The organism is Streptomyces sp. NBC_00704 (assembly GCF_036226605.1).
In the GTDB taxonomy this organism is placed as follows: domain Bacteria; phylum Actinomycetota; class Actinomycetes; order Streptomycetales; family Streptomycetaceae; genus Streptomyces.
The window spans coordinates 3,237,613-3,262,670 of record NZ_CP109000.1; the positions used below are offsets into that span (position 1 = coordinate 3,237,613).

A 25,058-nucleotide genomic window follows, 5' to 3' on the forward strand; every position below is an offset into this window, starting at 1 on the left:
CGCGGTCCGGCCGTTCGGCGCGCGGAAGCTCCGGGGCCCGCCCGGCCCCGGAGCTCCCGCGCCCGCCGTCCGGTTCAGCGCCCCTGGTAGTGCGCCGCGGTCGAGCGGGCCGAGCCGAGCTTGCCGTAGAGCTGTTTGCCGGGGCATTCGGTGGCGAAGCCGTCCCGGTGACCCGAGATCACGTTCAGTCGTACGCTCTTTCCCTTTCCGTAGAGGTTGCCACCCCCGGACGTCAGGTAGGTCTTCCCCTTGGGGTTCGCGCCGAAGAGGCCGAGCTTCCACGCCGTCAGCCGGGCGACGGCGTCGACCGTGGCGGCGCTGGGCTTGGCGCTGCCGAAGGTGCCGAGGACGGCGACCCCCATGCTGTTGGTGTTGAACCCCAGGGTGTGGGCGCCGAGGACCGCCTTCGCCACTCCCCCGGCGCGGCCCTCGTAGATCTTCCCGCACTTGTCGACGAGGAAGTTGTAGCCGATGTCCCGCCAGCCCATGCTCCGGACGTGGTAGCGGTAGATGCCGCGGATGACGGAGGGGGCCTGGGCGCAGGTGTAGCCGTTGCCGGACGCCGTGTGGTGCACGAACGCGGCCTTGACCTTCGTCGTGTAGCGGAAGCCGCTCTCGCGCAGGCTCTCGTCGGCTCCCCAGCCGCGGCGGGTGACGATGCTGGGGCGCGGACCGATGTAGGGGGCGGCCCGCTGGGCCTGCGTCAGCTCGCCGCCGCGCAGGGCGAAGAGTTCGCGTTCGGTGGCCGCGCGGTCCAGGCCCGGGATCTCCAGGGCGCCGAACGGGGCGAGGGCTTCGTTGGCGGCGGAGGCCTCGGCGGCCTCGACGGATTCGACGGACTCGGCCTCCTCGGCGGGCAGGCCCTCCGGCAGGTCCGCCGACGCGTCGGCCGTCTTCGCCGACCCGGCGGTGTCGCCGGCCGCCTCGGCGCCGACGGATCCCGGTTCACCGGGTTCGCCCGGCTCGCCGGGTTCACCCGGTTCGCCCGGCGGGTCGGCGTCGGAGGACAGCGACCGGCTGTGCGGGGGGCCGGCCGGGGCGTGTCCGGGGGCGGTCTCGCCCGGGTCGACGAGGTCCAGGCGCAGGCCGGCGGGGAGCGGGGCGACGGTCGAGAGGGTGCGGGCGCCGCGGCCCGTCTCCTCGGTGCGGCGTTCGGTCTGCGGCCGGACGCGGACCTCGACGCCGTCGGAGTCGCCGACCCAGAGGGGGGCGGTGGCGCCGTGGGTCCGGCCCGAGGCGCTCTCGGTGGTGCCGGGGTCGGCGCCGTGGTCGGCGTTGTGGGTCTCGACGTCCTGCCAGCCGGACCAGGCGTCGGAGCCGGCCGGGCGGGTGCGGACCTGGACGCGGCCGTGGAGTTCGGCCGAGGGGTCGTCCCAGACGACGCCGAGGAGGGAGAAGCGGTGCACCTCCCGGCGCGGCAGTCCCAGGCCGGGGGCGGCGCCGAGGGCGCGGTCGGCGAGGGGGGCGAGCGGCAGCGACTGGGTGCTGCCCGGGAGGCCGGGGGCGTCGGGCAGTCCGGGGCGGCCGGGAACGCCGGTCGCGCCGGGGCGGGTTGGGGTGGTCCGGGCGCCGGGGCTCGTGGCCCCGGCGGTCCCGGCGGACGCCGCCTCCGCGGCCGGTGCTGGTCGCACCGTCGCCGCGTCGGCGGGCGGCGTCAGCGGGAGGGCGAGAGCCGCCGCGCAGGTGACGCCGATCGAGGTAGCAAACAATCCACGCATGCCAACGATCCTGGACATAGCCATACATATCTGTCCATCGGGGAATTGACGGGCCGTCGGCGTCCGTTCCGCCGAACCGGTGGCTCCGCGCAGGCCCGGCGGCCGGTGCGGCGCCGGGGGCGGCGCGTACCCTTCTGCGGGTGACTGCCACCGATCGCACCCCTGCCGACCTGCTGCGTTCCGCACTCGCCGCGGATCCCGCGCGCCCCCTGGTGACGTTCTACGACGACGCCACGGGCGAGCGCGTCGAATTGTCCGTGGCCACCTTCGCCAACTGGGTGGCCAAGACCGCGAACCTCCTCCAGGACGGGCTGTCCGCCGAGCCGGGCGACCGGGTCGCGCTGCTGCTGCCCGCGCACTGGCAGACGGCGGTGTGGCTGCTGGCGTGCGCCTCGACCGGGGTCGTCGCGGACATGGCCGGGGATCCGTCGCGGGCGGACTTCGTCGTGGCCGGGCCCGGGGGCTTCGAGGCGGGACTGGCGTGCCGGGGCGAGCGGTACGCGCTGTCGCTGGCCCCGCTCGGCCGGCGGTTCGTGCCCGGTCCTCCGCAGGGGTACGACGACTACGCCGTGGACGTCCCGAGCTTCGGGGACCGGTTCGCCCCGTACGCCCCGGTGGACCCCGAGGAGCCCGCGCTGATCGTCGCGGGGGCCGAGTACACCGGCGCCGAGATCGTGGAGCGGGCGCGCGCCGAGGCCGCGGGGCTCGGACTGACCGGGCCCGGTTCCCGGCTGCTGTCGGGGCTGCCGTACGACACCTGGGAGGGGCTGAGCGCCGGGCTGTACGCGCCGCTGGCGAGCGGCGGCTCGGTGGTGCTGTGCCGGAACCTGGCCCGGGCCGACGAGGAGACCGTCGCCCAGCGCGTGGAGAGCGAGCGGGTGACGGCGACGGCCCGGTAGCCACCCCCGCGACGAGCCGCACCTCTTCGCCGCTCGCCTGCCTCTTCGCCGCTCGCCTGCCTCTTCGCCGCTCGCGTGCTTCTTCGCCCTCCCGCATGGGGCGTGGCCCCCGGATGAGGGCTCGGGTCACCCGTTCGGTCGCTTCGCGGGGTCCCTTTCGTCCGGTTCGCGCCATCGTCGTAGGGACGGCTCCACGCAGGGACGGCTCGACGCGTTCGTGCGGCCGGGGCGGGAGGCCGGCGGGACGGGAGCGGGAGGGGGTCGCACGTGACGCACTCGGCGAGGCGCGGCGGCGGACCCTTGGGGCCGGGGGCGGGGGCCTCCGCCGACGGGCGCGGGCTCGCGCGGCGGCGCCGGCGGCGGTGGGCGCGGTACGGGGCGGGGGCGGTGGCGGTGATCGTCCTGGGGGCCGGGGTGGCCGGATGGGCGGTCTACGCGAAGCTCGACGGGAACATCACGCCCGACGAGGCGGCCGCGGCGGAGCTGGCGCGGTACGCGAAGGAGCGGCCGACGTCGTTGGTGAAGGGCGCGCAGAACGTCCTGCTGATCGGGTCGGACTCGCGGTCGGGGGACGGCAACGACGAGTACGGGCGTGATTCCGGGACCGAGCGGTCGGACACGACGATCCTGCTGCATCTGGCGGCCGGGCGGCGCAGCGCCACCGCCGTCTCGCTGCCGCGGGACCTGATGGTGGACGTGCCGGGATGCCGGCGGCCGGACGGGTCGCGCACCGAGCCGACGTTCGCGATGTTCAACTACGCCTTCCAGGCCGGGGGTTCGGCCTGCACGATCCGCACGGTGGAGAAGCTGACCGGAATCCGGATCGACCATCATGTCGTCGTCGACTTCGGCGGGTTCAAGGACATGGTCGACGCGGTGGACGGGGTGGAGGTGTGCCTGTCGGAGCCGATCAGCGACAAGGCCGCCCGGCTGCGGCTGCCGGCCGGGAGGGTCACGCTCGACGGGGAGCAGGCGCTGGGGTACGTGCGCGCCCGCAAGTCCCTCGGCAACGGCAGCGACACCGGCCGGATGGACCGGCAGCAGCGGTTCCTGGGGGCGCTCGTCAACAAGGTGCAGAGCAATGACGTCCTGCTGAACCCGGTGAAGCTGTATCCGGTGCTGGACGCGGCGACGTCCTCCCTCACCACCGATCCGGACCTGGCGAGTCTGCGCGGTCTGTACGAACTCGTGCGCGGCCTGCGGGACATTCCCACCGAACATGTGCAATTCCTGACCGTTCCGCGGGAGTCGTACGTCTACAACGCCAATCGGGACCAACTGGTGGAGCCGGAGGCGGAGAAGCTCTTCGCCCGGCTGCGGACGGACCGGCCGGTGGCGGTCTCCCGGGAACACCCGACGGCGTCCACCCCTGCGGAGTCGGGGAATCACGGACCGTATCCGCCTCCGGAGGCGAACGGCACGGCGTCCGGGGCGGTTTCGCCCGGCCCCGCGACGCCCACGTTCCATGGGAACACCGCCGCCGAGGACGGTTGCGGGTAAAGCGCTTGCCAAGCCGAGCCCACCCGGCGAACAGGAGTTCAAAGAAATGGGGCGAATTGCCCGGTTGTAGGGGCGTGGAGTTTGTCACGGCCGTCGCTCGACGCCGAACCGGCCGGATAGTGTGAGCGATCCGGTGCACCCGGCCGCGAGGTCCTTCCTGGGGTCGCGCACCGTGTGACCGAGACCCGAGCGCCTTGAGGGGGAAAGGCGCCGCGTGGCCCCGACGGAGGATTCGGACAACCGTGGACGCGCAAGGCCGTGGGCGGGCGGATGACATCGATCCCGCAGACCAATGGGTACTCAATCCGGACACCGGTGAATACGAACTGCGACTGAGCGATTCCGCAGCGCAGCCGCCGGTGCCCGGACCCCGCAGATCCGCCTCCGGCGGCGGGAACGGGGGCCCGGCGCGCGCACGCGCCGCCGAGCCCGACCGGCACTCGCCGTCGTCGCCGCCCGGAAGGACGGCGGCGGGCGCGGACGTGCCCGGCCCGCGCCGGCGCCGCGGCGCGCCGGCGGAGGAGCCCGCGAGCCGGCGTGGCCGGCGGCCGGTGAAGAAGAAGTCGCGGGCGAAGAAGATCCTGGTGTGGACCGGCGGCATCATGGCCTTCGTGGTCGTGGGCACGGCCGGCGCGGGCTACCTCTACCTCAAGCACCTCGAAGGCAACGTCACCACGACGGACGTCGGCAGCGCGGGCAAGAGCGGCTTCAGCAAGGACGAGGCCTTCAACATCCTGATCATCGGCACCGACAAACGCACCGGCAAGGGCAACGGGGGGTACGGCGACAAGGGCAGCGTGGGCCACGCCGACACCAACATCCTGCTGCACGTCTCCAAGGACCGGACGAACGCGACCGCGCTGAGCATCCCGCGCGACCTGATCGTCGACATCCCGGACTGCCCGACGAAGCAGCCCGACGGCAGCGAGAAGAACATCTCCGGCACGCGGAACGAGCGCTTCAACACCAGCCTCGGTCAGTTCGGCCGCGACGCGGGCTGCACCATGCGCACCGTGAAGGAGGTCACCGGCATCACGGTGGACCACTTCATGATGGCCGACTTCAACGCGGTGAAGACGCTGACGACGGCGGTGGGCGGAGTCGAGGTGTGCCTCGCGCACCCCGTCGACGACAAGGAGTCGAAGCTGAAGCTCCCGGCCGGCAAGTCGGTGGTCGAGGGTGAGCAGGCGCTGGCGTTCGTGCGCACCCGGCACAGCTTCGGCAACCAGGGCGACCTCGACCGCATCAAGGTGCAGCAGCAGTTCCTGAGCTCCCTCATGCGCAACATGTCCTCCAGTGACACCCTCACCAGCCCCTCGAAGCTGGTGAGCCTGGCCGAGGCCGCGACGAAGGCGCTGACCGTCGACACGGGCATCGGCAAGGTCAGCACGCTGAAGGACGTGGCGTTGCAGTTGAAGAAGGTCCCGCCGAAGAACATCACGTTCCTGACGGTGCCCGTGATCGACAACCCGGCCGAGAAGGTGAAGGCGACCGTCGTCGTCGACCAGACGCGTGCGCCCCAGGTCTTCCGGATGATCACGAGCGACACGTCCTTCACCGAGGTGAAGAAGGAGGCGGCGAAGGAGAAGGCCGCCGTCGCCGCCCGCCTCAAGGGCACCAAGTCCGCCGCCTCCGACGTGCGCGTGCGGATCCTCAACGGCGGCGCCCCCGGGGGCAGCGCGCAGGAACAGCTGACCTGGCTCCAGACCGAGGCGGACGTGAGCAAGTCCGAGAACGCCGGCAACGCGGGCGCCGTCCAGAAGACGACGACCCTCGAGTACGCGCCCGGCCAGGCGGACCAGGCACGCCGGCTGGCGGACATCATGGGCCTGTCCGGAGCGGCGATGAAGCCGGGCAAGAGCGTCACCAACGCCCAGGGACTGCCGACGATGACGCTCGTCCTGGGCAAGGATTTCAAGGGCGCCGGAGTGAAGTTGAACTCCTCCACGGTAGCCACGCCGGATGTGGAGAAGTCCACGGCCGACAAGGTCCAGTGCGCCAAGTAGGTAACCCTTCGGGCCCGTCGTGCGTCTGACTGGACGCGGGACGGGCCCGTGTCAGGCGCACGGCGGGGAGGGGCAGGGCAATGACGGGGAGCAGCGGGGTGCGGGGGAACGTTTCCGCGACACAGGACGCGGTGTCCGCGACGACCGGGGACGCGACGTCTTCGGCCGGGCGGGAACCGGGCGACACGGCCGCGTCCGAGGGGGACGGCAGACGCGGCGGCGGACGGCGCAGCGGCCGGGAGACGGACCGCAGACGCCGGCGTCGACGCGCGTTGCGCTGGTCGGCGACGGTGCTGGCGGTGGTCATACTCGGCGGCGCGGGGGCCGGATACCTCTACTACGAGCACCTCAACGCGAACATCAAGCACGACGACCTGAACATCGGCGACGCCAAGGACCGGGCGGCCGGCACCAGGGCCAACTCGGCCGGGGAGACCGCGCTGAACATCCTGCTGATCGGGTCGGACGCGCGGGACACCGAGGCCAACCAGAAGCTGGGCGGCGCCAAGTACGACTTCGGCGGCCCCCCGCTCGCGGACGTCCAGATGCTGCTGCACGTCTCGGCGGACCGCAGCAACATGTCGGTGGTGAGCATGCCGCGTGACACGCTGCTGGACATCCCCAAGTGCACCGACCCCGACGACGGCAAGAGCTACCCGGCGCTGCGGCACGAGATGACGAACGCCTCGCTCAGCCGGGGCGGCCCGGGCTGCACGGTGGCCACCTGGGAGAAGCTCACCGACATCCACATCGACCACTTCATGATGATCGACTTCGCCGGCGTCGTCTCCATGGCGGACGCGATCGGCGGCGTCCCGGTCTGCGTGGACGCCAACGTCCACTCGCACACCAGCACCGGCAAGGGCTCCGGCCTGAAGCTGGAGAAGGGCACGCACCCCGTCAAGGGCGAGCAGGCCCTCCAGTGGCTGCGCACCCGCTACGGCTTCGAGGACGACACCGACCTCGCCCGCGCCAAGGCGCAGCACATGTACATGAACTCGATGGTCCGCGAGCTGCGCGCCAGCGCCAAGCTGACCAACCCGAACAAGCTGCGCAAGCTCGCCGAGGCGGCCACCAAGGCGATCACGGTCGACGACGGCCTGGACACCATCGGCAAGATGTACGACCTGGCGGGCGAGCTGCAGAAGGTGCCCACCGACCGCATCACGATGACGACGATGCCCAACCGCTACCAGGGCGAGCGGGTGGTGCCCACCGACGACGCCGGTCAGCTCTTCCGGCTGGTGCGCGAGGACATCGCCCTGGACGGCAAGGACGCCCGCAAGGCGACGGCCGCGCCCTCCCCGACGGCGGTCGCCGACCCGGCGGCCGCGAGCGGCGACATCGCCGTGCAGGTGCACAACGGCACGTCCACCGACGCGGAGCGCGCGGTCCGCGGGCGGGCCACGGCGGTGAAGGACGCGCTGGCCGGCAAGGGCTTCGCCAAGGCCGTCGCGGACGCCTCGCCGGCCACGGCCGTGGCGAAGACGGTGGTCAGCTACCCGAGCGCCGACCTCCAGGGCGACGCGCTGGCGGTCGCCAAGGCCCTCGGCATCCCGGCGGGCCAGGTCAAGAAGTCCACCGAGGTCTCCGGCGTCACGGTCGTCGTCGGCGCGGACTGGCGCTCGGGGACGGCGTACAAGGCGCCGGTGAAGAACGACAGGACGCCCGACACGGCCGGCGCGATCAACGCCTCCGACACCGGGCAGTGCATGCACGTCGACCCGGACTACACCTGGTAGTCCGGGCCGGGCGGGCTCCCGCGGTGCTCAGCGCGCGTCGCTGAGGACCGCGGGCCGCCGGGACGCGATGACCTTCCTGGCCAGCGCCTTCGGGCTGGTCAGGAAGCCGAGGCCCCACGACATGTGCATGGTGGCCAGGGCGACGGGGATCTGAAGCCGGGCCTTCGCCGGCAGTCCGCGGCCGGCCGGCAGCGAGCCCGCCGCTATCGCCGCGAGGTACCCGGCCGGGATCACGAAGCCCAGCGGGGTGAGCGTCGCGCCGACCACGATCCCGGCCGCGATCGCGCACACCGCGGCCGGCGGCGCGAGGTAGCGCAGGTTGATGGAGCCCTCGTGGTAGCGGGCGACGACGTGCCGCCAACGGCCGTAGTCCTTGTACTGCTTGGCGAGCGCCCTGACGCTGGGGCGGGGCCGGTAGGACACCTTCAGCTCGGGCGAGAACCAGATCAGCCCGCCCGCCTCGCGGATCCGGAAGTTCAGCTCCCAGTCCTGGGCGCGGATGAACTCCTCGTTGTAGCCGCCCTGTTGCTCCAGCGCCTCGCGCCGGAAGACGCCGAGGTACACCGTCTCGGCCGGGCCGGCCTGTCCTCCCGTGTGGAAGGCGGCGTTGCCGACCCCGATCTTCGAGGTCATGGCCGCGGCGACCGCGTGCTCCCAGTCGTTCTCGCCCTCGGCGTGCATGATGCCGCCGACGTTCTGCGCGCCGGTCTCCTCCAGGAGCCGCACGGCGGTGGCGATGTAGTTCGGCGAGAGCATGCCGTGCCCGTCGACGCGGACGACGACCGGATGGCGCGAGGCCCTGATCGCGGCGTTGAGGGCGGCGGGCGTACGACCGGTGGGGTTGGGGACCGTGTGCACGCGCGGGTCTTCGGCCACGAGCTGAGCCGCGATCTCGTCCGTACGGTCCGTGGACGGACCGATGGCGATCACGACCTCCATCTCGCCGGCGTACTCCTGCGCGAGGATCGCTTGGACGGCTCCGCGCAGATGCCGCTCCTCATTGAGGACGGGCATGATGACGGACACTGCGGGGAGCCGCACGTCGGGCTTGGCGTTCATAGGGGGCTCACGTTACCGCGAACGGGGGACACGGCCCGCCCCGCCGGGTGCGCTGCACCGGTCGGCCGATCGTATGGGCCTATGTTCCAACGGCCACCACCGCCCCACGGCCGCCGCCCGGAGGTGCCCCGTATGCCCGTCACCCCGTCCCGGTTCCCGCGCCGCCTCCACCCGCGGCGCCCCGCGCCGCGCGCCCCCGCCCGACGCGGGCGGCCCCGCTGGGCCGTGCGGGCGGCGACCACGCTGTCCGTGGTGCTCCTCGCGGCCGCCGGCATCGGTCACTCGGTGATCAGCAGCCTCGACGCGGGCATCGCCCGGGTCGACCCCTTCAAGGACATGAAGAACCGTCCGCGCGCCGGTCACGGCATGAACGTGCTGCTGGTCGGCACCGACGGCCGCGACCGGATCACCCCGGAGGAACGCCGCCGGTACCGCCTGGGCGGAGCCCCCTGCCACTGCACCGACACCATCATGATCGTGCACATCTCGGCGGACCGGGAGCGGGCGAGCGTGGTCAGCCTCCCGCGCGACTCCTACGCCCTGACGCCCCCGCACACCGACCAGGTGACGGGCAAGGAGCACGGCGGCCACCCCGTCAGGCTCAACGCGGCGTACGCGGAGGGCGGCCCGCAGCTCACCGTCCGCACGGTCGAGAACATGACGCACGTGAAGATCGACCACTACCTGGAGGTCGACTTCACCAGCTTCATGAAGACGGTGGACGTCCTCGGCGGCGTGCCCATCTGCACGGCCCTGCCCCTGAAGGACGCATACACGGGCCTGGACCTGGCGCCGGGCCGGCACGTCCTCCAGGGCGGCGAGGCGCTGCAGTTCGTGCGCTCCCGGCACGCGGACGCCTCCTCCGACCTGGGCAGGATGAAGCGCCAGCAGCGGTTCATGGCGGCCCTGGTGGACCGGGCGACGTCCTCCGGGGTCCTGCTGAACCCGCTGCGGTTCCGCGACGTCACGCGGGCCGTGCTCGGCTCGGTGCGGGCGGACCGGGGCTTCGGCGCCGACGAACTGCTCGACCTCGGGCGCGCGATGCGCTCCTTCTCCCCCGCCTCCTCGGAGTTCGCCACCGTGCCCATCGGCCGGATGGGATACCTGGTGAAGGGGATCGGCTCGACGCTGAAGTGGGACCCGGTGAAGTCGGCCCGCCTGTTCGCGTCCCTGCGCGACGACGAGCCCCTCGCGGCGACGGCCCGCGCGAGCGGCAGCCGGGCCGTGCGGGTGCCGGTGGCTCCGCAGCAGATCCGGGTGCAGGTCGAGAACGGCACCCGCACGCCGGGCCTCGGACGGCGGGTGGACGCGGCGCTGGCGGCGGCGGGCTTTCGCGCGACCCGGCAGCCGGTCGCCGCGGCCGGCCCCGCCCTACGGCGCACGGTCGTCGCCTACGACCCCCGCTGGGACCGCTCCGCGAAGTCCCTGGCGGCCGCCCTGCCCGGCAGCGAGCTGCGCGCCGTCCCCGGCCTGGGGCCGACCCTGAAGGTGATCGCGGGCGCGGACTTCCGGCAGGTGCGCCGGGTGCGGGCGGCGGACGCGGAACAGGGCGGGTTCGGGGTCGTCCGGGGCGACGAGGTGGGGTGCGCCCAGGGGAGCCCGTGAGGGGCGCGTGACGGGAGCGCGGGCGCCGGGGACCACCCGGCCCTTCGCTCCCTCGCAACGCAGTCAGGGGCGCCCCCGAGGGGACGCCCCTGAACTGTGCCCGCACCGGCCTCAGTTGCCGGAGACGGTGACCTTCTCGTCGTTGTTCAACTCGCTCACCAGCTGCTTCACCTTCGCCTTGTCCCAGACGAGGTTGCCGCCGCTGGAACCGGAGATCGGCATGTTCAGCGAGGTGCCGTCGCCGCCGTTGACGCCCTTCATCGCGAAGAACATGGACCCCAGGTCGTACAGCCCCATGTCCTTGTCGACGATGAGGGAGTCCAGGCCCGCGCTCATCGTCGGGTAGAGCTTGAAGGGGTTCAGGACCGTGCCGGGGGTCGCCACCTCGTGGGCGAGGGCCGCGAGGAACTTCTGCTGGTTCTTGGTGCGCTGGAGGTCGGACGCGGCGAACGCGTGCCGGGTCCGGACGAAGGCCAGCGCCTCCTCGCCGTTCAGCTTCTGCTTGCCCGCCTGGAAGTCGGCGCCCGAGTACTTGTCCTTGAAGGCCTTGTCGATGGTGATCTCGACGCCGCCGACCGCGTCCACGATGCTCGCGAAGCCGGCGAAGCCGATCTCCACGTAGTGGTCGATGCGCAGGCCGGTGTTGAACTCGATCGTGCGCACCAGCAGCTCGGGACCGTCCGTGGCGTACGCGGCGTTCAGCTTGATGTGCCGGCCGGTGCCCTTGTACGTCTTGCCGGACTCGGAGCCGACGAACGACGGCAGCTCGACGTCCGAGTCGCGCGGCAGCGAGACCAGGGTGTCGCCGCCCGACCCGACGTGCAGGATCATCATCGAGTCGGTGCGCTTGCCCTCGGCGGAGCCGGTGTGCAGCTTCTTCTTCTCCTCGGCGGACATGCCGTCACGGCTGTCGGAGCCGACGATCAGGTAGTTCGTGCCGTCGCCGCCCTCGGGCCGGTCGATCACCTTCGACAGGTCGACCTCGCGCCGGAGCTTGCCGTCGGCCCAGAAGTAGGTGGCGACGCTCGTCACGACGAGCACGGTGACCAGGCTGATCGCCGTCCACTTGATGCGGCGGCGCCAGTTCGGCGCGGGACGCGGGGCGCGCGAGCCGACGTCGCCGGGCCCGCCCGAGTCGCCGCCGCCCCCGTAGACCTCGCCCGTGTTGTAGCCGCTGTCGTATCCGGTCTGCCGGGCGTCGGTGTAGTCGCCGTATCCCTGGCCGTTGACGTACGACGGCTGCTGCGGGACGCCGGCGCCCTGCGGCGGCGCGGCCGGGCCGCGGCGGACCTGCCGCATGACGCGAGCGCTCTCGGGCTGCGCGCCGGCGCTGCCGCTGCCGTACCGGTTGCCGCGGTCCCTGTCGGACCATCCCTCGGGCCAATCGTTCATGCGGACCAGTGTGCAGGGCAGGGCACCGTGCCGTACAAGGGTCGTCGGAGAATCAGGGCCGCCCTGTTGCCAAGCTGACACAAAGTCCCGGCTTGTCCCCCTCGGCATAAGGTGGAGGACATGACAGACCAGGTCACCGCGGCGGACTCGGGCAGCACCCCGGACATCCCGGGCAAGCCCACATCCGCGTCCCGCACCACCCTCAGCCACATCATGACCCACGCCGACACCAACCTGCTGGGGACGGTGCACGGCGGCGTGATCATGAAACTCGTCGACGACGCGGCGGGCGCGGTGGCCGGCCGGCACAGCGGCGGCCCCGCCGTCACCGCGTCCATGGACGAGATGGCGTTCCTCGAGCCGGTCCGCGTCGGCGACCTCGTCCATGTGAAGGCGCAGGTCAACTGGACCGGCCGGACCTCGATGGAGGTCGGGGTGCGGGTGCTGGCCGAGCGCTGGAACGAGTCCGCTCCCGCGACCCAGGTCGGCTCGGCCTACCTGGTCTTCGCCGCCGTCGACGCCGACGGCAAGCCGCGCGCCGTCCCGCCGGTCCTCCCGGAGACCGAGCGTGACGAACGCCGCTACCAGGAGGCCCAGATCCGCCGCACCCACCGCCTGGCCCGCCGCCGGGCGATCATGGAGCTGCGCGAACGCCGGGTGGCCGAGGGCTTCGAGGACTGACCGCGGGCCCCCCGCGATCGCCGGGCCCGCGCCGACGGCCGGACCCGCGCCCGCGTCCCACCGACCGGGCGTCAGGCGGTCCGGGCGTCCGGCCCTCACGCTCCGGGCGTCCGGCCGTCAGGCGGTTCGACCGACCGGCCGGCCGCCGGGCCGACCGCCCGTCAGGGCGGCGCGAGCAGGGCCGCCAGCTTGCCGAGGGCCTCGCCCCAGCCCTCCTCGTGCAGTGCGCGCCGCCGCTCGGTGGCGAAGCCCTCCTGGGTCAGCACCAGCTCGGTCTCGTCGCCGGGCCGGGCGCGCAGGGTCAGCGTGACGACCGTCTCACGGTCCTCGGGGTCGGGTTCCTCCCAGCGGAAGGTGCAGCGCAGCAGCCGCGGGGGGTCGACGGCGAGGTACTCCCCGGCGAGGTGGAACTCCGGCCCTTCGGGCGGCCGCATCGTGATGCGGTAGGCGCCGCCGGGTTCCGGGTCACCGCGCGCGTCGGGGATCGTGAACCCGGCGGGTCCCCACCAGCGGGCCAGCTCCGCCGGGTCGGTCAGGGCCCGGAACACGGCCGGCGGCGCGGCGGGCAGCACCCGCCGAAGTCGCAGCACCGGCCCGTCGTAAGCGCGACATGGCGCACCTCCCGCCTCCATCGTGGACCGGCGCCGGCCCGGCCACCACACGCGCCTCGCCCCCCGTCCGGCGAGCGGACGAGGGGCGAGGCGGGACCGAGGTGAGGGCGGGGAGCCCCCGCGGACGGGCCTTAGGGAAGGTTCCTCGCCATCACGATCCGCTGGACCTGGTTCGTGCCCTCGTAAATCTGCGTGATCTTGGCATCGCGCATCATGCGCTCGACCGGGTAGTCGCGGGTGTAGCCGTAGCCGCCGAGGAGCTGGACGGCGTCGGTGGTGACCTCCATGGCCACGTCCGAGGCGAAGCACTTGGCGGCCGCGCCCTGGAAGGTGAGGTCGGAGTCGAGGCGCTCGGACTTGGCCGCCGCCGCGTAGGTGAGCTGGCGCGCGGCCTCGATCTTCATGGCCATGTCGGCGAGCATGAACTGGATGCCCTGGAAGTCGGCGATCGGCTTGCCGAACTGCTTGCGCTCCTGGACGTAGCCCTTGGCGTAGTCGAAGGCGCCCTGGGCGACGCCGAGGGCCTGGGCCGCGATGGTGATGCGGGTGTGGTCCAGGGTCTTCATGGCGGTCGCGAAGCCCGTGCCCTCCTCGCCGATCATGCGGTCGGCCGGGATGCGGACGTTGTCGAAGTAGACCTCGCGGGTCGGGGAGCCCTTGATGCCCAGCTTCTTCTCCGGGGCGCCGAAGGAGACGCCCTCGTCGGACTTCTCGACGACGAACGCGGAGATTCCCTTGGAGCGCTTCGTGGGGTCGGTCACGGCCATGACCGTGTAGTAGTCGCTGACGCCGGCGTTGGTGATCCAGCGCTTCACGCCGTTGAGGATCCAGTGGTCGCCGTCGCGGACGGCCTTCGTCTTCATGCCGGCCGCGTCCGAGCCCGCGTCCGGCTCGGAGAGGGCGTACGAGAACATGGCGTCGCCCTTGGCGAGCGGCGACAGGTACTTCTTCTTCAGGTCCTCGGAGCCGGAGAGGATCACCGGGAGCGAGCCCAGCTTGTTCACCGCGGGGATGAGGGAGGAGGACACGCAGACGCGGGCCACCTCCTCGATCACGATGACCGTCGCGAGGGCGTCGGCGCCGGCGCCGCCGTACTCCTCGGGGACGTGCACGGCGTGCAGGTCGCTCGCCACCAGCGCGTCCAGCGCCTCCTGGGGGAAGCGGGCCTCCTCGTCCACCGCGGCCGCGAACGGCGCGATCTTCGCCTCGGACAGTGAGCGGATGGCGTCGCGGAGCATGTCGTGCTCCTCGGACGGGCGGTACAGGTCGAAGTCAGCCGATCCGGCCAAGGTGTCCTCACACTCCAGAGACGCTGTGTTTACCGACGCTAATTACCGTTAAGTAACTCAAATTTTAATGGTCCCACCGATCCCCTCGGTACGTGAGTTTGGCGACAGGGGTCCCGCACCGGCGAACTGCCCGGTGGGGGGCGTCGACACGCCACGGCTATGCTCGGGCGCGCAGCGACGGCAACCCCCACCAGGAGCATTCATGGCCCTCAAGATCACCGTGATCGGCACCGGCTATCTCGGCGCCACGCACGCCGCGGCCATGGCCGAGCTGGGCTTCGAGGTGCTCGCGCTCGACGTCGTCCGCGAGAAGATCGAGATGCTCGAACGCGGTGAGACGCCCATGTACGAGCCGGGGCTGGAGGAGCTGCTGCGCCGGCACGTCGCCGGTTTCGAGGGGTCGAGCGGGCGGTTGCGGTTCACCCAGGACTGGGCCGAGGTGGGGGCGTTCGGCGACGTCCACTTCGTCTGCGTCAACACACCCCAGAAGCACGGCGAGTACGCGTGCGACATGTCGTACGTCGAGTCCGCCCTCGCCTCCCTCGCCCCGCATCTGACGCGGCCCGCGCTGGTCGTCGGCAAGTCGACGGTGCCGGTGGGCTCCGCGGACCGGCTGGCGCGCGTGATCGCCGGTCTCGCGCCGGCCGGCGAGGACGCCGAGCTGGCCTGGAACCCGGAGTTCCTGCGCGAGGGGTTCGCGGTGCAGGACACGCTGCACCCGGACCGGATCGTGGTCGGGGTGCGCAGCGAGCGGGCCGAGGCGCTGCTGCGTCAGGTGTACGAGACGCCGGTCGGGGAGGGCACCCCGTTCGTGGTGACGGACTTTCCCACGGCGGAGCTGGTGAAGACGTCCGCCAACTCCTTCCTCGCGACCAAGATCTCGTTCATCAACGCCATGGCGGAGGTGTGCGAGGCCGCCGACGGCGACGTGGCCAAGCTGGCCGAGGCGATCGGTTACGACGACCGGATCGGCAAGAAGTTCCTGCGTGCGGGGATCGGGTTCGGGGGCGGCTGTCTGCCGAAGGACATCCGCGCGTTCATGGCGCGGGCCGGTGAGCTGGGGGCCGACCAGGCGCTGACCTTCCTGCGCGAGATCGACTCGATCAACATGCGCCAGCGCGGACGGATGGTCGAGCTGGCGCGGCAGGAGCTGGGGGGCGGGTCCTTCCTGGGCAAGCGGATCGCCGTGCTGGGCGCCACCTTCAAGCCGGACTCGGACGACGTGCGCGACTCGCCGGCGCTGAACGTCGCCGGGCAGATCCATCTGCAGGGCGGCCAGGTCACCGTGTACGACCCGAAGGGGATGGAGAACGCGCGCCGGCTCTTCCCGACCCTGGGCTACGCCGGCTCGGCGCTGGACGCCGTCCGGGGCGCCGACGCGGTGCTGCATCTGACGGAGTGGCGGGAGTTCCGGGACCTGGATCCGGCGGCGCTCGGCGAGGTCGCGGCGACCCGGCTGATCCTGGACGGACGCAACGCGCTGGATCCGCAGCTGTGGCGCAAGTCGGGCTGGACCTACCGGGCCATGGGCCGCCCGACGGCGTAGCGGGCGAAGGCGACGCCGGTTCGGCCGAGGCTCAGTCGGCCGAACCGGCGTCTTGCTGCATTCTGCACCACCGGGCGGCGGCCCGGCCGGTGAACCATCCCTGAACCGGCCCCGAACCACCCCGGAAACGACCCCTGACCCGACCCGGTCCCGCGACCCTGAACCGGCCCCTGTGCCGGTCGGCGGGCTACTTCGCCCGGTAGCGGCGCATCTTGGCGCGCGCACCGCACACCTGCATCGAGCACCAGCGGCCCCGGCCGGCCGGGCTGCGGTCGTAGTAGGCCCAGTGGCAGGTCGCCGCCTCGCAGGCCTTCAGCCGGGTCCAGGTGCCGTCGACCAGCGCCTGGGCGACGGCGGCCGCCGTGCGGGACAGCAGTGGGGCGCCGTCGGCGGGGCCGGGGGGCGCGAGGCGGGCGGAGCCGTCGTGTTCGTCGACGGCTACCACGAGGGGCGCGGCCGCCAGCAGGTCGCCCAGCGGTGTCACCGCGCGGTGCGGCGGGTGCCCGGCGTGTGCCAGCAGGGCGGCTCTCAGGGATTCCCGCAGGGTGCGGGCCTGCTCCACCTCGTCCTCGGCCAGCCCGAACCGCTCGCGTCCCTGCGCGGTGTCCAGGGCGTCCGCGCCGGACGCGACGTCCAGCGTGTTGACCAGGGACTCCACCAGGGCGAGGGCTCCGGGGGCGGCCGATCTGTCGCTCATGCCTGCGACGTTACCGCCAGAAGATGCTTGCGACGTTACCGCCAATGGGCCAGTATGCAGTAACCGTTACCGGTTACCCGGCTCTACAGGTAACCAGTAACGGGCTGGGAAGCCGATTCCGACTCCGTGGAGGAAGTCATGGCACTCGCCGAGCTGGGCCAGATCGTTCTGGACTGTCCCGACCCGCGCGCACTGGCCGGGTTCTACGCCGAGGTGCTGGGCGGCACCGTCGAGGGCGACGGGGACTGGGTGAACGTGAAGACGCCCGACGGCCGGTCGCTGGCCTTCCAGGCCGCCCCCGGTTTCGTCGCGCCCGAGTGGCCCGCGCCGGAGCGGTCGCAGCAGTTCCACCTCGACCTGACCGTCGCCGACCTGGACGCCGCCGAGCGGGGCGTGCTCGCGCTGGGCGCGAAGCCGCTGGACGCGCAGGACCACTCGCGCGGCTGGCGTGTGTACGCCGACCCCGCTGGGCACCCGTTCTGCCTGTGCCGCTGCTGAGACCGAGGCGGCGCACGGTCCACTGTCCCGCTCCCCGCCCAGGAGGGTCCCATGCCGCCCGTCGCCCGCTTCCGCTCCGTCGTCCTCGACTGTCCTGATCCGCGCGCGCTCGCCGCGTTCTACGCGGCGGTCCTCGGCGGCACGCCCGAGGCCGAGGACGGGGCGGACGACTGGTTCGTGCTGTATGTGCCCGGCGGTCCCCGGATCGCGTTCCAGCAGGTGGAGGGGTACACCCCGCCCGAGTGGCCGCGCGCCGACCGCAACCCCCAGCAGTTCCACCTCGACCTGGACGGCGGCGCCACCTGGGAGGAGATGGACGAGGCCCACGCGCGCGTGCTGAAGCTGGGCGCGCGCCCGCTCGACCTGGAGGACCGGGAGAAGAAGGACTTCATGGTGTACGCCGACCCGGCCGGCCATCCCTTCTGCCTGTGCCGCGTGGAACAGGCCCCGGCCTGAGCACGGGGCCGGCCCGCGGCCGGGGCGTCGGCGCGGGGCGTGGGCCGGCTCAGACGTCCGTCGCGTCCAGTTCGGTGATGCGCACGGTGGACGGCTTGCGGCGTTCGCGTGCCGCGCGGGCCGCGAAATCGGCCGAGCGCAGGACGCGCTGCATGTTCCCCCAGGTCAGCAGGGCGATGTCGGACTCCGGCCAGCCGCGTTCGAGCAGCTCGGCGATCAGCTGCGGGTAGGCCGGGGCGGTGTCGGGGGCGTCGCCGCGGGCGTGGGCGCCGGACAAGCCCACGCTCTCGGGGCCGGCGATCGCGCGGACGTGGTCGAGATGGTCGGCCACGTCCCGCACGTCCGGCCCGGTCCGCTCGGGCGAGGACGGCACCAGGCACAGCCCTTTCACCGCGCCCAGGTCGGCGAGCAGCGCGTCGGACAGGTTGTCGGGGTGGGCGCGCAGGGCGCGGGCGCCGGAGCGGGTGCACAGCACCGGCGTCCTGGACAGCGCCAGCGCGCGGCCGGCCGTGGCGTCGGAGGCGCCGGACAGGTCGGCGAGCACGCCGAGCCGGTTCATCTCGCGCACGACCTCCTCGCCGAACCGGGTCAGCCCCGACTCGCCCGCCCATGAGGCCCCGGCCAGGGTGAGGACGCGCAGCCCGAGGGAGTGCAGCACCCGCAGGATGCCCAGGGAGTCGCCGAGCGCGGCGGCGCCGGCCGGTCCGAGGACGACGGCGACCCGGCCGCAGTTGCGGGCGTCGATGACCTGTCCCGCGCTGCGGGCCAGCCGCAGCGCCTCGGGATGCGCGGCGATCAGCGACCGGACGAGGTCCAGCTGTTCCAGGGTGGCGCCCACCGCCCGGTCCCCCGCGAGGCTCTCGGGCAGCCGCAGCGACCACAGCAGCGCGCCCACGTGGCCCTCGCGCAGCCGGAGCACGTCCGTGTCGACGCCGCTCTCGCCGAGTTGCAGGTCGTACCAGGGCAGGTCGCGCAGCGCCCGGGGCAGGCCGCTGTGGCCGTCGACCACGGGATGGGCGGCGAGGAGGGCCTCGGCGCGCTCCAGCGGAGCGGTCGCGCCGGGCGGGGGCGGTTGCGGGGCGGGGGGCGCCGTCCGCGCCGTGTCGGGGAGTTCGCCGGCCTCGGGGAGGGCGTGCAGTTCGTCCTGGAGGTCGGCCATGACGGTCTCCGTACGTCGGTCAGCAGTACGGTCACCGTCGCACGGCGGGCGGCGCGCTTCCTGGTGGACGGGGCGTTCGGGGGTACGCGCGCGGGCGGGCCGTTCGCGCCGGCCCGCCCGTGTGCCCCGAAGGCCGGGGTCAGCCGTCCAGGGACTCGATCGTGGCGTGGGAGGCCGGGCGCGTGGCCTTCAGGCCGCGCGCCACGTCCTCGGCCGCGCCCAGCACCCGTACCGCGTTCTGCCAGGTCAGCTTGGCGAGGTCGGCCTTGGACCAGCCGCGGTCCAGGAGTTCCGCGATGAGCCGGGGGTAGCCGGAGACGTCGTCGAGGCCCTCGGGGGTGAAGGCCGTGCCGTCGTAGTCGCCGCCGATGCCGACGCAGTCGACGCCGGCCGCCTCGCGCATGTGGTCGAGGTGGTCGGCGACGGTGGCGACGGTGGCGACCGGGCGGGGGCGGGCTGCTTCGAAGGCGCGGTGGACCTTCATCGCCTCGGGGGTGGTGTCGAGGTGGTGCAAGCCGTGGGCGCGCATGTTGTCGTCGGCCGCGGCCGTCCAGTCGACCGCCGCCTGGAGGACGAACTTCGGCACGAACGTCACCATCGCCATGCCGCCGTTGGCGGGCAGCCGCTCCAGGACGTCGTCGGGGACGTTGCGGGGGTGGTCGCAGACCGCGCGCGCGGAGGAGTGGGAGAAGATCACCGGCGCCACGCTCGTGTCGAGCGCGTCGCGCATGGTGGTCGCCGCCACGTGCGAGAGGTCGACGAGCATGCCCTCGCGGTTCATCTCGCGCACGACCTCGCGGCCGAACGCGGTCAGCCCGCCCGCCCTGGGCTCGTCGGTGGCGGAGTCCGCCCAGTCGACGTTGTCGTTGTGGGTGAGCGTCATGTACCGCACGCCGAGCCCGTAAAGGCCGCGCAGCACGCCGAGGGAGTTGGCGATGGAGTGGCCGCCCTCCGCGCCCATGAGCGAGGCGATACGGCCCTGCGCGCGGGCCGTCTCCATGTCCGCGGCCGTCAGCGCCGGGTGCAGGTCGCGCGGGTGGCGGGCGATGAGCCGCCGCACGCAGTCGATCTGCTCCAGCGTCGCCGGGACCGCGTCGGGCAGGTCGGCGCGCACGTACACGGACCAGTACTGCGCGCCGACGCCGCCGGCGCGCAGCCGGGGGATGTCGGTGTGCAGGTGGGCGTGCTGGTCCTGGGCGACGTCGCGGGCGTCGAGGTCGTAGCGGACCTGTTCGCGCAGCGCCCAGGGGAGGTCGTTGTGGCCGTCGACGACCGGGAACTCGCGCAGGAGCTCGCGGGCCGTGTCCAGCGAGGCGGGCTGTGTCACCGGTGCCGTCACTTCCCGAAGCCGAAGCCGTTCGAGCCCTCGGCCTTGGCGCGCAGGCGCTTGCCCTTCTCGGTGGCCTGGTCGTTCAGCTCCTGCTGGAAGTCGCGCATCCGGGCGAGGAGGTCCTCGTCGTGGACGGCGAGGATGCGGGCGGCCAGCAGTCCGGCGTTGCGCGCGCCGCCGACCGAGACGGTGGCGACGGGCACGCCGGCCGGCATCTGCACGATGGACAGCAGGCTGTCCATGCCGTCCAGGTACTTCAGCGGGACGGGGACGCCGATCACCGGCAGCGGGGTCACGGAGGCGAGCATGCCGGGCAGGTGGGCCGCGCCGCCGGCGCCCGCGATGATCGCCTTGAGTCCGCGGCCGTCCGCCTGCTCGCCGTACGCGATCATCTCGCGCGGCATGCGGTGCGCCGAGACGACGTCGACCTCGTACGCGATCTCGAACTCGTCGAGGGCCTGGGCTGCGGCCTCCATGACGGGCCAGTCGCTGTCCGACCCCATGACGATGCCTACGACTGGGCTCATTCGGTGATCGTGCCTCTCAGGTAACCGGCTGCGTGACGTGCGCGTTCGAGGACGTCGTCCAGGTCGTCGCCGTAGGTGTTGACGTGGCCGACCTTGCGGCCGGGCTTCACGTCCTTGCCGTACATGTGGATCTTCAGCTGGGGGTCGCGGGCCATGCAGTGCAGGTACGCCGAGTACATGTCCGGGTAGTCGCCGCCGAGGACGTTGACCATGACCGTCCAGGGGGCGCGCGGGCGCGGGTCGCCGAGCGGGAGGTCCAGGACGGCGCGGACGTGGTTGGCGAACTGCGAGGTGATCGCGCCGTCCATCGACCAGTGGCCCGAGTTGTGCGGGCGCATCGCCAGCTCGTTGACGAGGACGCGGCCGTCGCGGGTCTGGAACAGTTCGACCGCGAGGTGGCCCACGACGCCGAGTTCCTTGGCGATGGTCAGGGCCAGCTGCTCGGCCTTGAGCGCCAGCGTGTCGTCGAGGCCGGGGGCGGGCGCGATCACCGTGTCGCAGACGCCGCCGACCTGGCGGGACTCGACGACGGGGTAGGCGACGGCCTGGCCGTGCGGGGAGCGCACCACGTTGGCGGCGAGTTCGCGGACGTAGTCGACCTTCTCCTCGGCGAGGACGGGGACGCCCGCGCGGAAGGGGTCCCCGGCCTCCTCGGCGGAGTCGACGACCCAGACGCCCTTGCCGTCGTAGCCGCCGCGGACCGTCTTCAGGACGACGGGGAAGCCCTCTCCCTCGGCCGCGAACGCGGCGACGTCCGCCGGGTCGCTCACGATGCGGTGCCGGGGGCACGGCACGCCGAGCGCGTCGAGCCGGGCCCGCATCACGCCCTTGTCCTGGGCGTGCACGAGCGCGTCCGGGCCGGGGCGCACGGGGATGCCGTCCGCCTCCAGCGCCCGGAGGTGCTCGGTGGGCACATGTTCGTGATCGAAGGTGATCACATCGCACCCGCGTGCGAACTCGCGCAGCGTGTCGAGATCGCGGTAGTCGCCGATGACGACATCGCTCACGACCTGCGCCGCGGAATCCTGTGGGGTGTCACTGAGGAGCTTGAACCTGATGCCGAGCGGGATGCCCGCCTCGTGTGTCATACGAGCGAGCTGCCCCCCGCCGACCATGCCGACTACCGGGAACGTCACGCTCCCAGGGTATCGGCCACGCCACCCGGCCGGATCCCGCCGTCTCCCACCGGCCGTTCCGCGGCCTCATACCCGCCGTTTCCCCGCATCTCGGCCGCCCGCGGCCGACCCGTGAGCCCGACCACAGGAAACCGGGAAGAGTGGTGGTTAGCATGGCTGGGTTGACGACACCGAATCCCGGACGGGGGCCTGTACGACCATGGCGCATGGTTCCTCGGGGCTGAAGAGGCTCATCCGTGAGCTGGCCAAGTTCGGAGCCGTGGGCGGCGCGGGCCTGCTGGTGAACCTCGGCGTCTTCAACGCCGTCCGGCATCTGACCGATCTGCAGGTGGTCCGGGCGAGCGTCATCGCGACGGTCGTGGCGATCGCCTTCAACTACGTGGGGTTCCGCTACTTCACCTACCGCGACCGCGACCGCAGCGGGCGCACCAGGGAAATGACGCTGTTCCTGCTGTTCAGCGCGGTGGGCCTGGTGATCGAGAACGGGCTGCTGTACGCGGCGACCTACTGGTTCGGCTGGGACAGCCCGTTGCAGAGCAACGTGTTCAAGTTCGTCGGCATCGGCATCGCGACGCTGTTCCGGTTCTGGTCGTACCGCACCTGGGTGTTCCGGGCGCTGCCGGCGAAGGAGGCCGTGGCCGACGCCGAGGCCTTTCTGACGGTGGCCGAGCAGTCCCGCCGCCCCGAGCCCCAGGCCGCGCAGCGCGTGAGCTGACCCCCGCCGCGCCCCCGCGGCCGGCGCGGCCGGCGCGCGGGGCTCGTCAGCGGACCGTGGGCTCCTCGTCCTGTGCGGTGCGCTTCTGCGGCGCGGTGCGGGACAGGAACAGGCCGAAGACCGGCGGCTGTGCCTGGAGCATCTCCAGGCGTCCGCCGTCCGCCTCGGCCAGGTCGCGGGCGACGGCCAGGCCGATGCCCGTGGAGTTGCGGCCGCTGATCGTCCGCTCGAAGATGCGGGCTCCCAGGTCGGCGGGGACGCCGGGGCCCTCGTCGGTGACCTCGACCACGGCCTGGTTGCCGGTGACGCGGGTGCGCAGCGCGACCGTGCCGCCGCCGTGCATCAGCGAGTTCTCGATCAGCGCGGCCAGCACCTGGGCGACCGCGCCGGGCGTGCCCACCGCCCGCAGATGGCGTTTGCCGGAGCTGACGACGGCGCGGCCCACGCCCCGGTAGGCGGGCCGCCACTCGGCGAGCTGCTGCTGGATGACCTCGTCGAGGTCGAAGGTGACCGCGGAGCCGGTGCGCGGGTCGCGGGCGTTGGTCAGGAGGCGCTCCACGACGTCCGTGAGCCGTTCCACCTGCGTCAGCGCGATCGTGGCCTCCTCCTTCACCGTGTCCGGGTCGTCGGTGAGGGTGATCTCCTCCAGCCGCATGGACAGCGCCGTCAGGGGCGTGCGCAGCTGGTGGGAGGCGTCGGCCGCCAGCCGGCGTTCGGCGGTGAGCATGCGGGCGATGCGTTCGGCGGAGGAGTCGAGGACGTCGGCCACCCGGTCCAGCTCGGGGACGGCGTAGCGCTTGTGACGGGGGCGCGGGTCGCCCGAGCCCAGGCGTTCGGCGGTCTCGGCCAGGTCGGTGAGGGGCGAGGCGAGCCGGTTGGCCTGGCGGATCGCCAGCAGCACCGCCGCGATGACCGCGAGCAGCGCCACCAGGGCGATGATGAGCAGGGTGCGGCCGACCTCCCGGGTCACCGTGGAGCGCGGCTCCTGGACCAGGACGCTCTCGCCCTCCTCGCCGCGGGCGGTGGACCGGATGACGTCGCCCTCGGGGCGGACGCCGACCTGGATGACCGGCCGGCCGGGGATGCGGATCTCGGCGTAGCGGTCCTGGGTGACCTGGTCGCGCAGTATCTCGGCGGTGACGTCCTCCGCGCCGACCAGCCGGCTGTCGACGATGCTGGCCAGCCGCAGCGCCTCGGAGTCCACGCGTTCCTGGGCGCTGTTGCTGATCGTGCGGGTCTCGACGATGACGAGGGACAGCCCGAACACGGCGATGACGACGAGCACGACGGCAAGGGTGGACTGGATCAGACGGCGGCGCACTGGGCCCTCCGGGGCGGTGACGTTTCCAGGCGGGCTCTGGCGGCCCCGTCAGGGGCGCGGGGAACTGCGCGAGAAGCCCCACCGGCCCGCACCCGACGACGCACGCGCACGGTCGGCCCCGGGGGACGGTCGGCCCCGGGGGACCGGGTCAGCTCTTCTCGAAGCGGAAGCCCACGCCGCGCACGGTGGCGATGTAGCGGGGGTTGGCCGCGTCGTCGCCGAGCTTCTTGCGCAGCCAGGAGATGTGCATGTCGAGGGTCTTGGTCGACGACCACCAGGTGGTGTCCCAGACCTCGCGCATCAGCTGGTCGCGGGTGACGACCCTCCCCGCGTCGCGCACCAGGACCCGCAGCAGGTCGAACTCCTTGGCGGTGAGCTGGAGTTCCTCCTCGCCCATCCAGGCGCGGTGCGACTCGACGTCGATGCGCACGCCGTGGGTGGCGGGCGGCTGCTGGGGCTCGGAGGCGCCGCGCCGCAGCAGGGCCCTCACCCGGGCGAGGAGTTCGGCCAGCCGGAAGGGCTTGGTGACGTAGTCGTCGGCGCCCGCGTCCAGACCGACGACGGTGTCCACCTCGTCGGCGCGCGCGGTCAGGATGAGGATCGGAATGGCGTGGCCCTCGGAGCGCAGCCGGCGGGCGACCTCCAGGCCGTCCATGCCGGGCAGACCGAGGTCCAGGACGACCAGGTCGACGCCGCCCTGCATTCCGGCGTCGAGTGCGGTGGGGCCGTCCTCGCGCACCTCGACCTCGTAGCCCTCCCGGCGCAGGGCGCGGGCCAGCGGCTCCGAGATGGACGCGTCGTCCTCGGCGAGCAGTACACGGGTCATGAGCTGATGGTAGTCCGCGCGGGCAGGGGCCGAAGTGTGATCGCCGACGCCGTTTCTTACCCGGGGACAAGCCGGACAGCCGGGACACCTGCCGGGGGCCGGGCCGTCGTCGATCTTGGTACGGACCTGCGGTCGATGGATGACAGGATGTTTCAGACCTTCGAAACGCCGCCACGGTTCCATGATCACCTGTGATCCGCGTCTCAAGTCCTTCCATATCCGGCGTTGTGCTGCCGTATGGTGAAAGAACGCCTGTAGTACACAGGGACCTTTGGCGGTCCGCTTGACGCCGAGGGTCTCTTTTGTGTGCGGGCCGGTTCCCGCCGGCCCCGAGAGGAATGACCT

At 72.6% G+C, this 25,058-nt stretch carries 22 protein-coding genes; 10 read left to right on the top strand and 12 right to left on the bottom strand.

Annotation, left to right across the window (positions count from 1 at the left end; all coding sequences use genetic code 11):
* Window positions 1-74 precede the first annotated feature (74 nt).
* The gene (locus OG802_RS14095) at window positions 75-1,718 is read right to left on the bottom strand and encodes a peptidoglycan recognition protein family protein (protein ID WP_329410599.1); all 1,644 of its coding nucleotides are present in this window, start codon (window positions 1,716-1,718) and stop codon (window positions 75-77) included.
* 140 nt (window positions 1,719-1,858) lie between these two features.
* On the opposite strand from OG802_RS14095, the gene OG802_RS14100 reads away from it, so the two are divergent.
* From OG802_RS14100 to OG802_RS14115, 4 genes are all read left to right on the top strand, one after another.
* Complete coding sequence (locus tag OG802_RS14100) at window positions 1,859-2,617, top strand: TIGR03089 family protein (protein ID WP_329410602.1); 759 nt, start codon at window positions 1,859-1,861, stop codon at window positions 2,615-2,617.
* Between the two features lie 267 nt (window positions 2,618-2,884).
* The gene (locus OG802_RS14105) at window positions 2,885-4,117 is read left to right on the top strand and encodes an LCP family protein (RefSeq protein ID WP_329410604.1); all 1,233 of its coding nucleotides are present in this window, start codon (window positions 2,885-2,887) and stop codon (window positions 4,115-4,117) included.
* 242 nt (window positions 4,118-4,359) lie between these two features.
* Window positions 4,360-6,123 carry an LCP family glycopolymer transferase gene (locus tag OG802_RS14110; protein ID WP_329410606.1) on the top strand — a complete coding sequence of 588 codons (1,764 nt, stop codon included), beginning with the start codon at window positions 4,360-4,362 and terminating at the stop codon, window positions 6,121-6,123.
* An 80-nt stretch (window positions 6,124-6,203) separates the two neighbouring features.
* Window positions 6,204-7,865: an LCP family protein gene (locus tag OG802_RS14115; RefSeq protein WP_329410608.1), complete on the top strand. Its 1,662-nt coding sequence runs from the start codon at window positions 6,204-6,206 to the stop codon at window positions 7,863-7,865.
* Window positions 7,866-7,892: 27 nt separating this feature from the next.
* Here OG802_RS14115 and OG802_RS14120 read toward each other — a convergent pair whose 3' ends face one another.
* A complete protein-coding gene (locus OG802_RS14120) occupies window positions 7,893-8,924 on the bottom strand; it encodes a glycosyltransferase family 2 protein (RefSeq protein WP_329410611.1) in 1,032 nt (343 codons plus the stop codon).
* Window positions 8,925-9,056: 132 nt separating this feature from the next.
* Between OG802_RS14120 and OG802_RS14125 the strand changes: the two genes are divergently transcribed.
* Window positions 9,057-10,529: an LCP family protein gene (locus tag OG802_RS14125; protein ID WP_329410613.1), complete on the top strand. Its 1,473-nt coding sequence runs from the start codon at window positions 9,057-9,059 to the stop codon at window positions 10,527-10,529.
* A 111-nt stretch (window positions 10,530-10,640) separates the two neighbouring features.
* Here the strand turns inward: OG802_RS14125 and OG802_RS14130 are convergent, their stop codons facing one another.
* On the bottom strand, window positions 10,641-11,921 hold the full coding sequence (locus tag OG802_RS14130) for an LCP family protein (protein ID WP_329410615.1): 1,281 nt from the start codon (window positions 11,919-11,921) through the stop codon (window positions 10,641-10,643).
* 120 nt (window positions 11,922-12,041) lie between these two features.
* On the opposite strand from OG802_RS14130, the gene OG802_RS14135 reads away from it, so the two are divergent.
* The gene (locus tag OG802_RS14135) at window positions 12,042-12,602 is read left to right on the top strand and encodes an acyl-CoA thioesterase (protein ID WP_069768524.1); all 561 of its coding nucleotides are present in this window, start codon (window positions 12,042-12,044) and stop codon (window positions 12,600-12,602) included.
* A gap of 161 nt (window positions 12,603-12,763) precedes the next feature.
* On the opposite strand, the gene OG802_RS14140 is transcribed toward OG802_RS14135, so the two are convergent.
* Together OG802_RS14140 and OG802_RS14145 are read right to left on the bottom strand one after the other, a co-directional pair.
* Window positions 12,764-13,192 carry an SRPBCC family protein gene (locus OG802_RS14140; protein WP_329410618.1) on the bottom strand — a complete coding sequence of 143 codons (429 nt, stop codon included), beginning with the start codon at window positions 13,190-13,192 and terminating at the stop codon, window positions 12,764-12,766.
* A gap of 152 nt (window positions 13,193-13,344) precedes the next feature.
* Window positions 13,345-14,502, bottom strand: a complete 1,158-nt coding sequence (locus tag OG802_RS14145) for an acyl-CoA dehydrogenase (protein ID WP_329410620.1) — start codon at window positions 14,500-14,502, stop codon at window positions 13,345-13,347.
* Between the two features lie 202 nt (window positions 14,503-14,704).
* On the opposite strand from OG802_RS14145, the gene OG802_RS14150 reads away from it, so the two are divergent.
* Complete coding sequence (locus OG802_RS14150) at window positions 14,705-16,048, top strand: UDP-glucose dehydrogenase family protein (RefSeq protein WP_329410622.1); 1,344 nt, start codon at window positions 14,705-14,707, stop codon at window positions 16,046-16,048.
* A 187-nt stretch (window positions 16,049-16,235) separates the two neighbouring features.
* Here OG802_RS14150 and OG802_RS14155 read toward each other — a convergent pair whose 3' ends face one another.
* The gene (locus OG802_RS14155; RefSeq protein WP_329410624.1) at window positions 16,236-16,745 is read right to left on the bottom strand and encodes a CGNR zinc finger domain-containing protein; all 510 of its coding nucleotides are present in this window, start codon (window positions 16,743-16,745) and stop codon (window positions 16,236-16,238) included.
* Window positions 16,746-16,883: 138 nt separating this feature from the next.
* Between OG802_RS14155 and OG802_RS14160 the strand changes: the two genes are divergently transcribed.
* Together OG802_RS14160 and OG802_RS14165 are read left to right on the top strand one after the other, a co-directional pair.
* Window positions 16,884-17,243, top strand: a complete 360-nt coding sequence (locus tag OG802_RS14160) for a VOC family protein (RefSeq protein WP_329410627.1) — start codon at window positions 16,884-16,886, stop codon at window positions 17,241-17,243.
* A 51-nt stretch (window positions 17,244-17,294) separates the two neighbouring features.
* Window positions 17,295-17,699, top strand: a complete 405-nt coding sequence (locus OG802_RS14165; RefSeq protein WP_329410629.1) for a VOC family protein — start codon at window positions 17,295-17,297, stop codon at window positions 17,697-17,699.
* A 49-nt stretch (window positions 17,700-17,748) separates the two neighbouring features.
* Here OG802_RS14165 and OG802_RS14170 read toward each other — a convergent pair whose 3' ends face one another.
* The 4 genes from OG802_RS14170 to OG802_RS14185 form a co-directional block, all read right to left on the bottom strand.
* Window positions 17,749-18,858, bottom strand: a complete 1,110-nt coding sequence (locus OG802_RS14170; protein WP_329410631.1) for a dipeptidase — start codon at window positions 18,856-18,858, stop codon at window positions 17,749-17,751.
* A 139-nt stretch (window positions 18,859-18,997) separates the two neighbouring features.
* On the bottom strand, window positions 18,998-20,197 hold the full coding sequence (locus OG802_RS14175) for a dipeptidase (protein WP_329410633.1): 1,200 nt from the start codon (window positions 20,195-20,197) through the stop codon (window positions 18,998-19,000).
* Complete coding sequence (gene purE / locus OG802_RS14180) at window positions 20,194-20,715, bottom strand: 5-(carboxyamino)imidazole ribonucleotide mutase (RefSeq protein WP_329410634.1); 522 nt, start codon at window positions 20,713-20,715, stop codon at window positions 20,194-20,196. The genes OG802_RS14175 and purE overlap by 4 nt, the downstream gene beginning before the upstream one ends.
* A complete protein-coding gene (locus OG802_RS14185) occupies window positions 20,712-21,851 on the bottom strand; it encodes a 5-(carboxyamino)imidazole ribonucleotide synthase (RefSeq protein WP_329410635.1) in 1,140 nt (379 codons plus the stop codon). The genes purE and OG802_RS14185 overlap by 4 nt, the downstream gene beginning before the upstream one ends.
* A gap of 199 nt (window positions 21,852-22,050) precedes the next feature.
* Between OG802_RS14185 and OG802_RS14190 the strand changes: the two genes are divergently transcribed.
* Window positions 22,051-22,566, top strand: a complete 516-nt coding sequence (locus tag OG802_RS14190) for a GtrA family protein (protein WP_329410637.1) — start codon at window positions 22,051-22,053, stop codon at window positions 22,564-22,566.
* Window positions 22,567-22,612: 46 nt separating this feature from the next.
* Here OG802_RS14190 and OG802_RS14195 read toward each other — a convergent pair whose 3' ends face one another.
* Window positions 22,613-23,887 (bottom strand): ATP-binding protein, encoded by a 1,275-nt coding sequence (locus OG802_RS14195; RefSeq protein ID WP_329410640.1) that lies wholly within the window; start codon window positions 23,885-23,887, stop codon window positions 22,613-22,615.
* 148 nt (window positions 23,888-24,035) lie between these two features.
* Window positions 24,036-24,713 (bottom strand): response regulator transcription factor, encoded by a 678-nt coding sequence (locus tag OG802_RS14200; protein ID WP_020128522.1) that lies wholly within the window; start codon window positions 24,711-24,713, stop codon window positions 24,036-24,038.
* Window positions 24,714-25,058 lie beyond the last annotated feature (345 nt).

Excerpts from the sequence above, each read along its gene's own strand:
- OG802_RS14095 (WP_329410599.1), bottom strand. The coding sequence starts at position 1,718 with ATGCGTGGATTGTTTGCTACCTCGATCGGCGTCACCTGCGCGGCGGCT.
- OG802_RS14115 (WP_329410608.1), top strand. The coding sequence starts at position 6,204 with ATGACGGGGAGCAGCGGGGTGCGGGGGAACGTTTCCGCGACACAGGAC.
- OG802_RS14120 (WP_329410611.1), bottom strand. The coding sequence starts at position 8,924 with ATGAACGCCAAGCCCGACGTGCGGCTCCCCGCAGTGTCCGTCATCATG.
- OG802_RS14125 (WP_329410613.1), top strand. The coding sequence starts at position 9,057 with ATGCCCGTCACCCCGTCCCGGTTCCCGCGCCGCCTCCACCCGCGGCGC.
- OG802_RS14130 (WP_329410615.1), bottom strand. The coding sequence starts at position 11,921 with ATGAACGATTGGCCCGAGGGATGGTCCGACAGGGACCGCGGCAACCGG.
- OG802_RS14135 (WP_069768524.1), top strand. The coding sequence starts at position 12,042 with ATGACAGACCAGGTCACCGCGGCGGACTCGGGCAGCACCCCGGACATC.
- OG802_RS14150 (WP_329410622.1), top strand. The coding sequence starts at position 14,705 with ATGGCCCTCAAGATCACCGTGATCGGCACCGGCTATCTCGGCGCCACG.
- OG802_RS14155 (WP_329410624.1), bottom strand. The coding sequence starts at position 16,745 with ATGAGCGACAGATCGGCCGCCCCCGGAGCCCTCGCCCTGGTGGAGTCC.
- OG802_RS14160 (WP_329410627.1), top strand. The coding sequence starts at position 16,884 with ATGGCACTCGCCGAGCTGGGCCAGATCGTTCTGGACTGTCCCGACCCG.
- OG802_RS14165 (WP_329410629.1), top strand. The coding sequence starts at position 17,295 with ATGCCGCCCGTCGCCCGCTTCCGCTCCGTCGTCCTCGACTGTCCTGAT.
- OG802_RS14170 (WP_329410631.1), bottom strand. The coding sequence starts at position 18,858 with ATGGCCGACCTCCAGGACGAACTGCACGCCCTCCCCGAGGCCGGCGAA.
- purE (WP_329410634.1), bottom strand. The coding sequence starts at position 20,715 with ATGAGCCCAGTCGTAGGCATCGTCATGGGGTCGGACAGCGACTGGCCC.
- OG802_RS14190 (WP_329410637.1), top strand. The coding sequence starts at position 22,051 with ATGGCGCATGGTTCCTCGGGGCTGAAGAGGCTCATCCGTGAGCTGGCC.
- OG802_RS14200 (WP_020128522.1), bottom strand. The coding sequence starts at position 24,713 with ATGACCCGTGTACTGCTCGCCGAGGACGACGCGTCCATCTCGGAGCCG.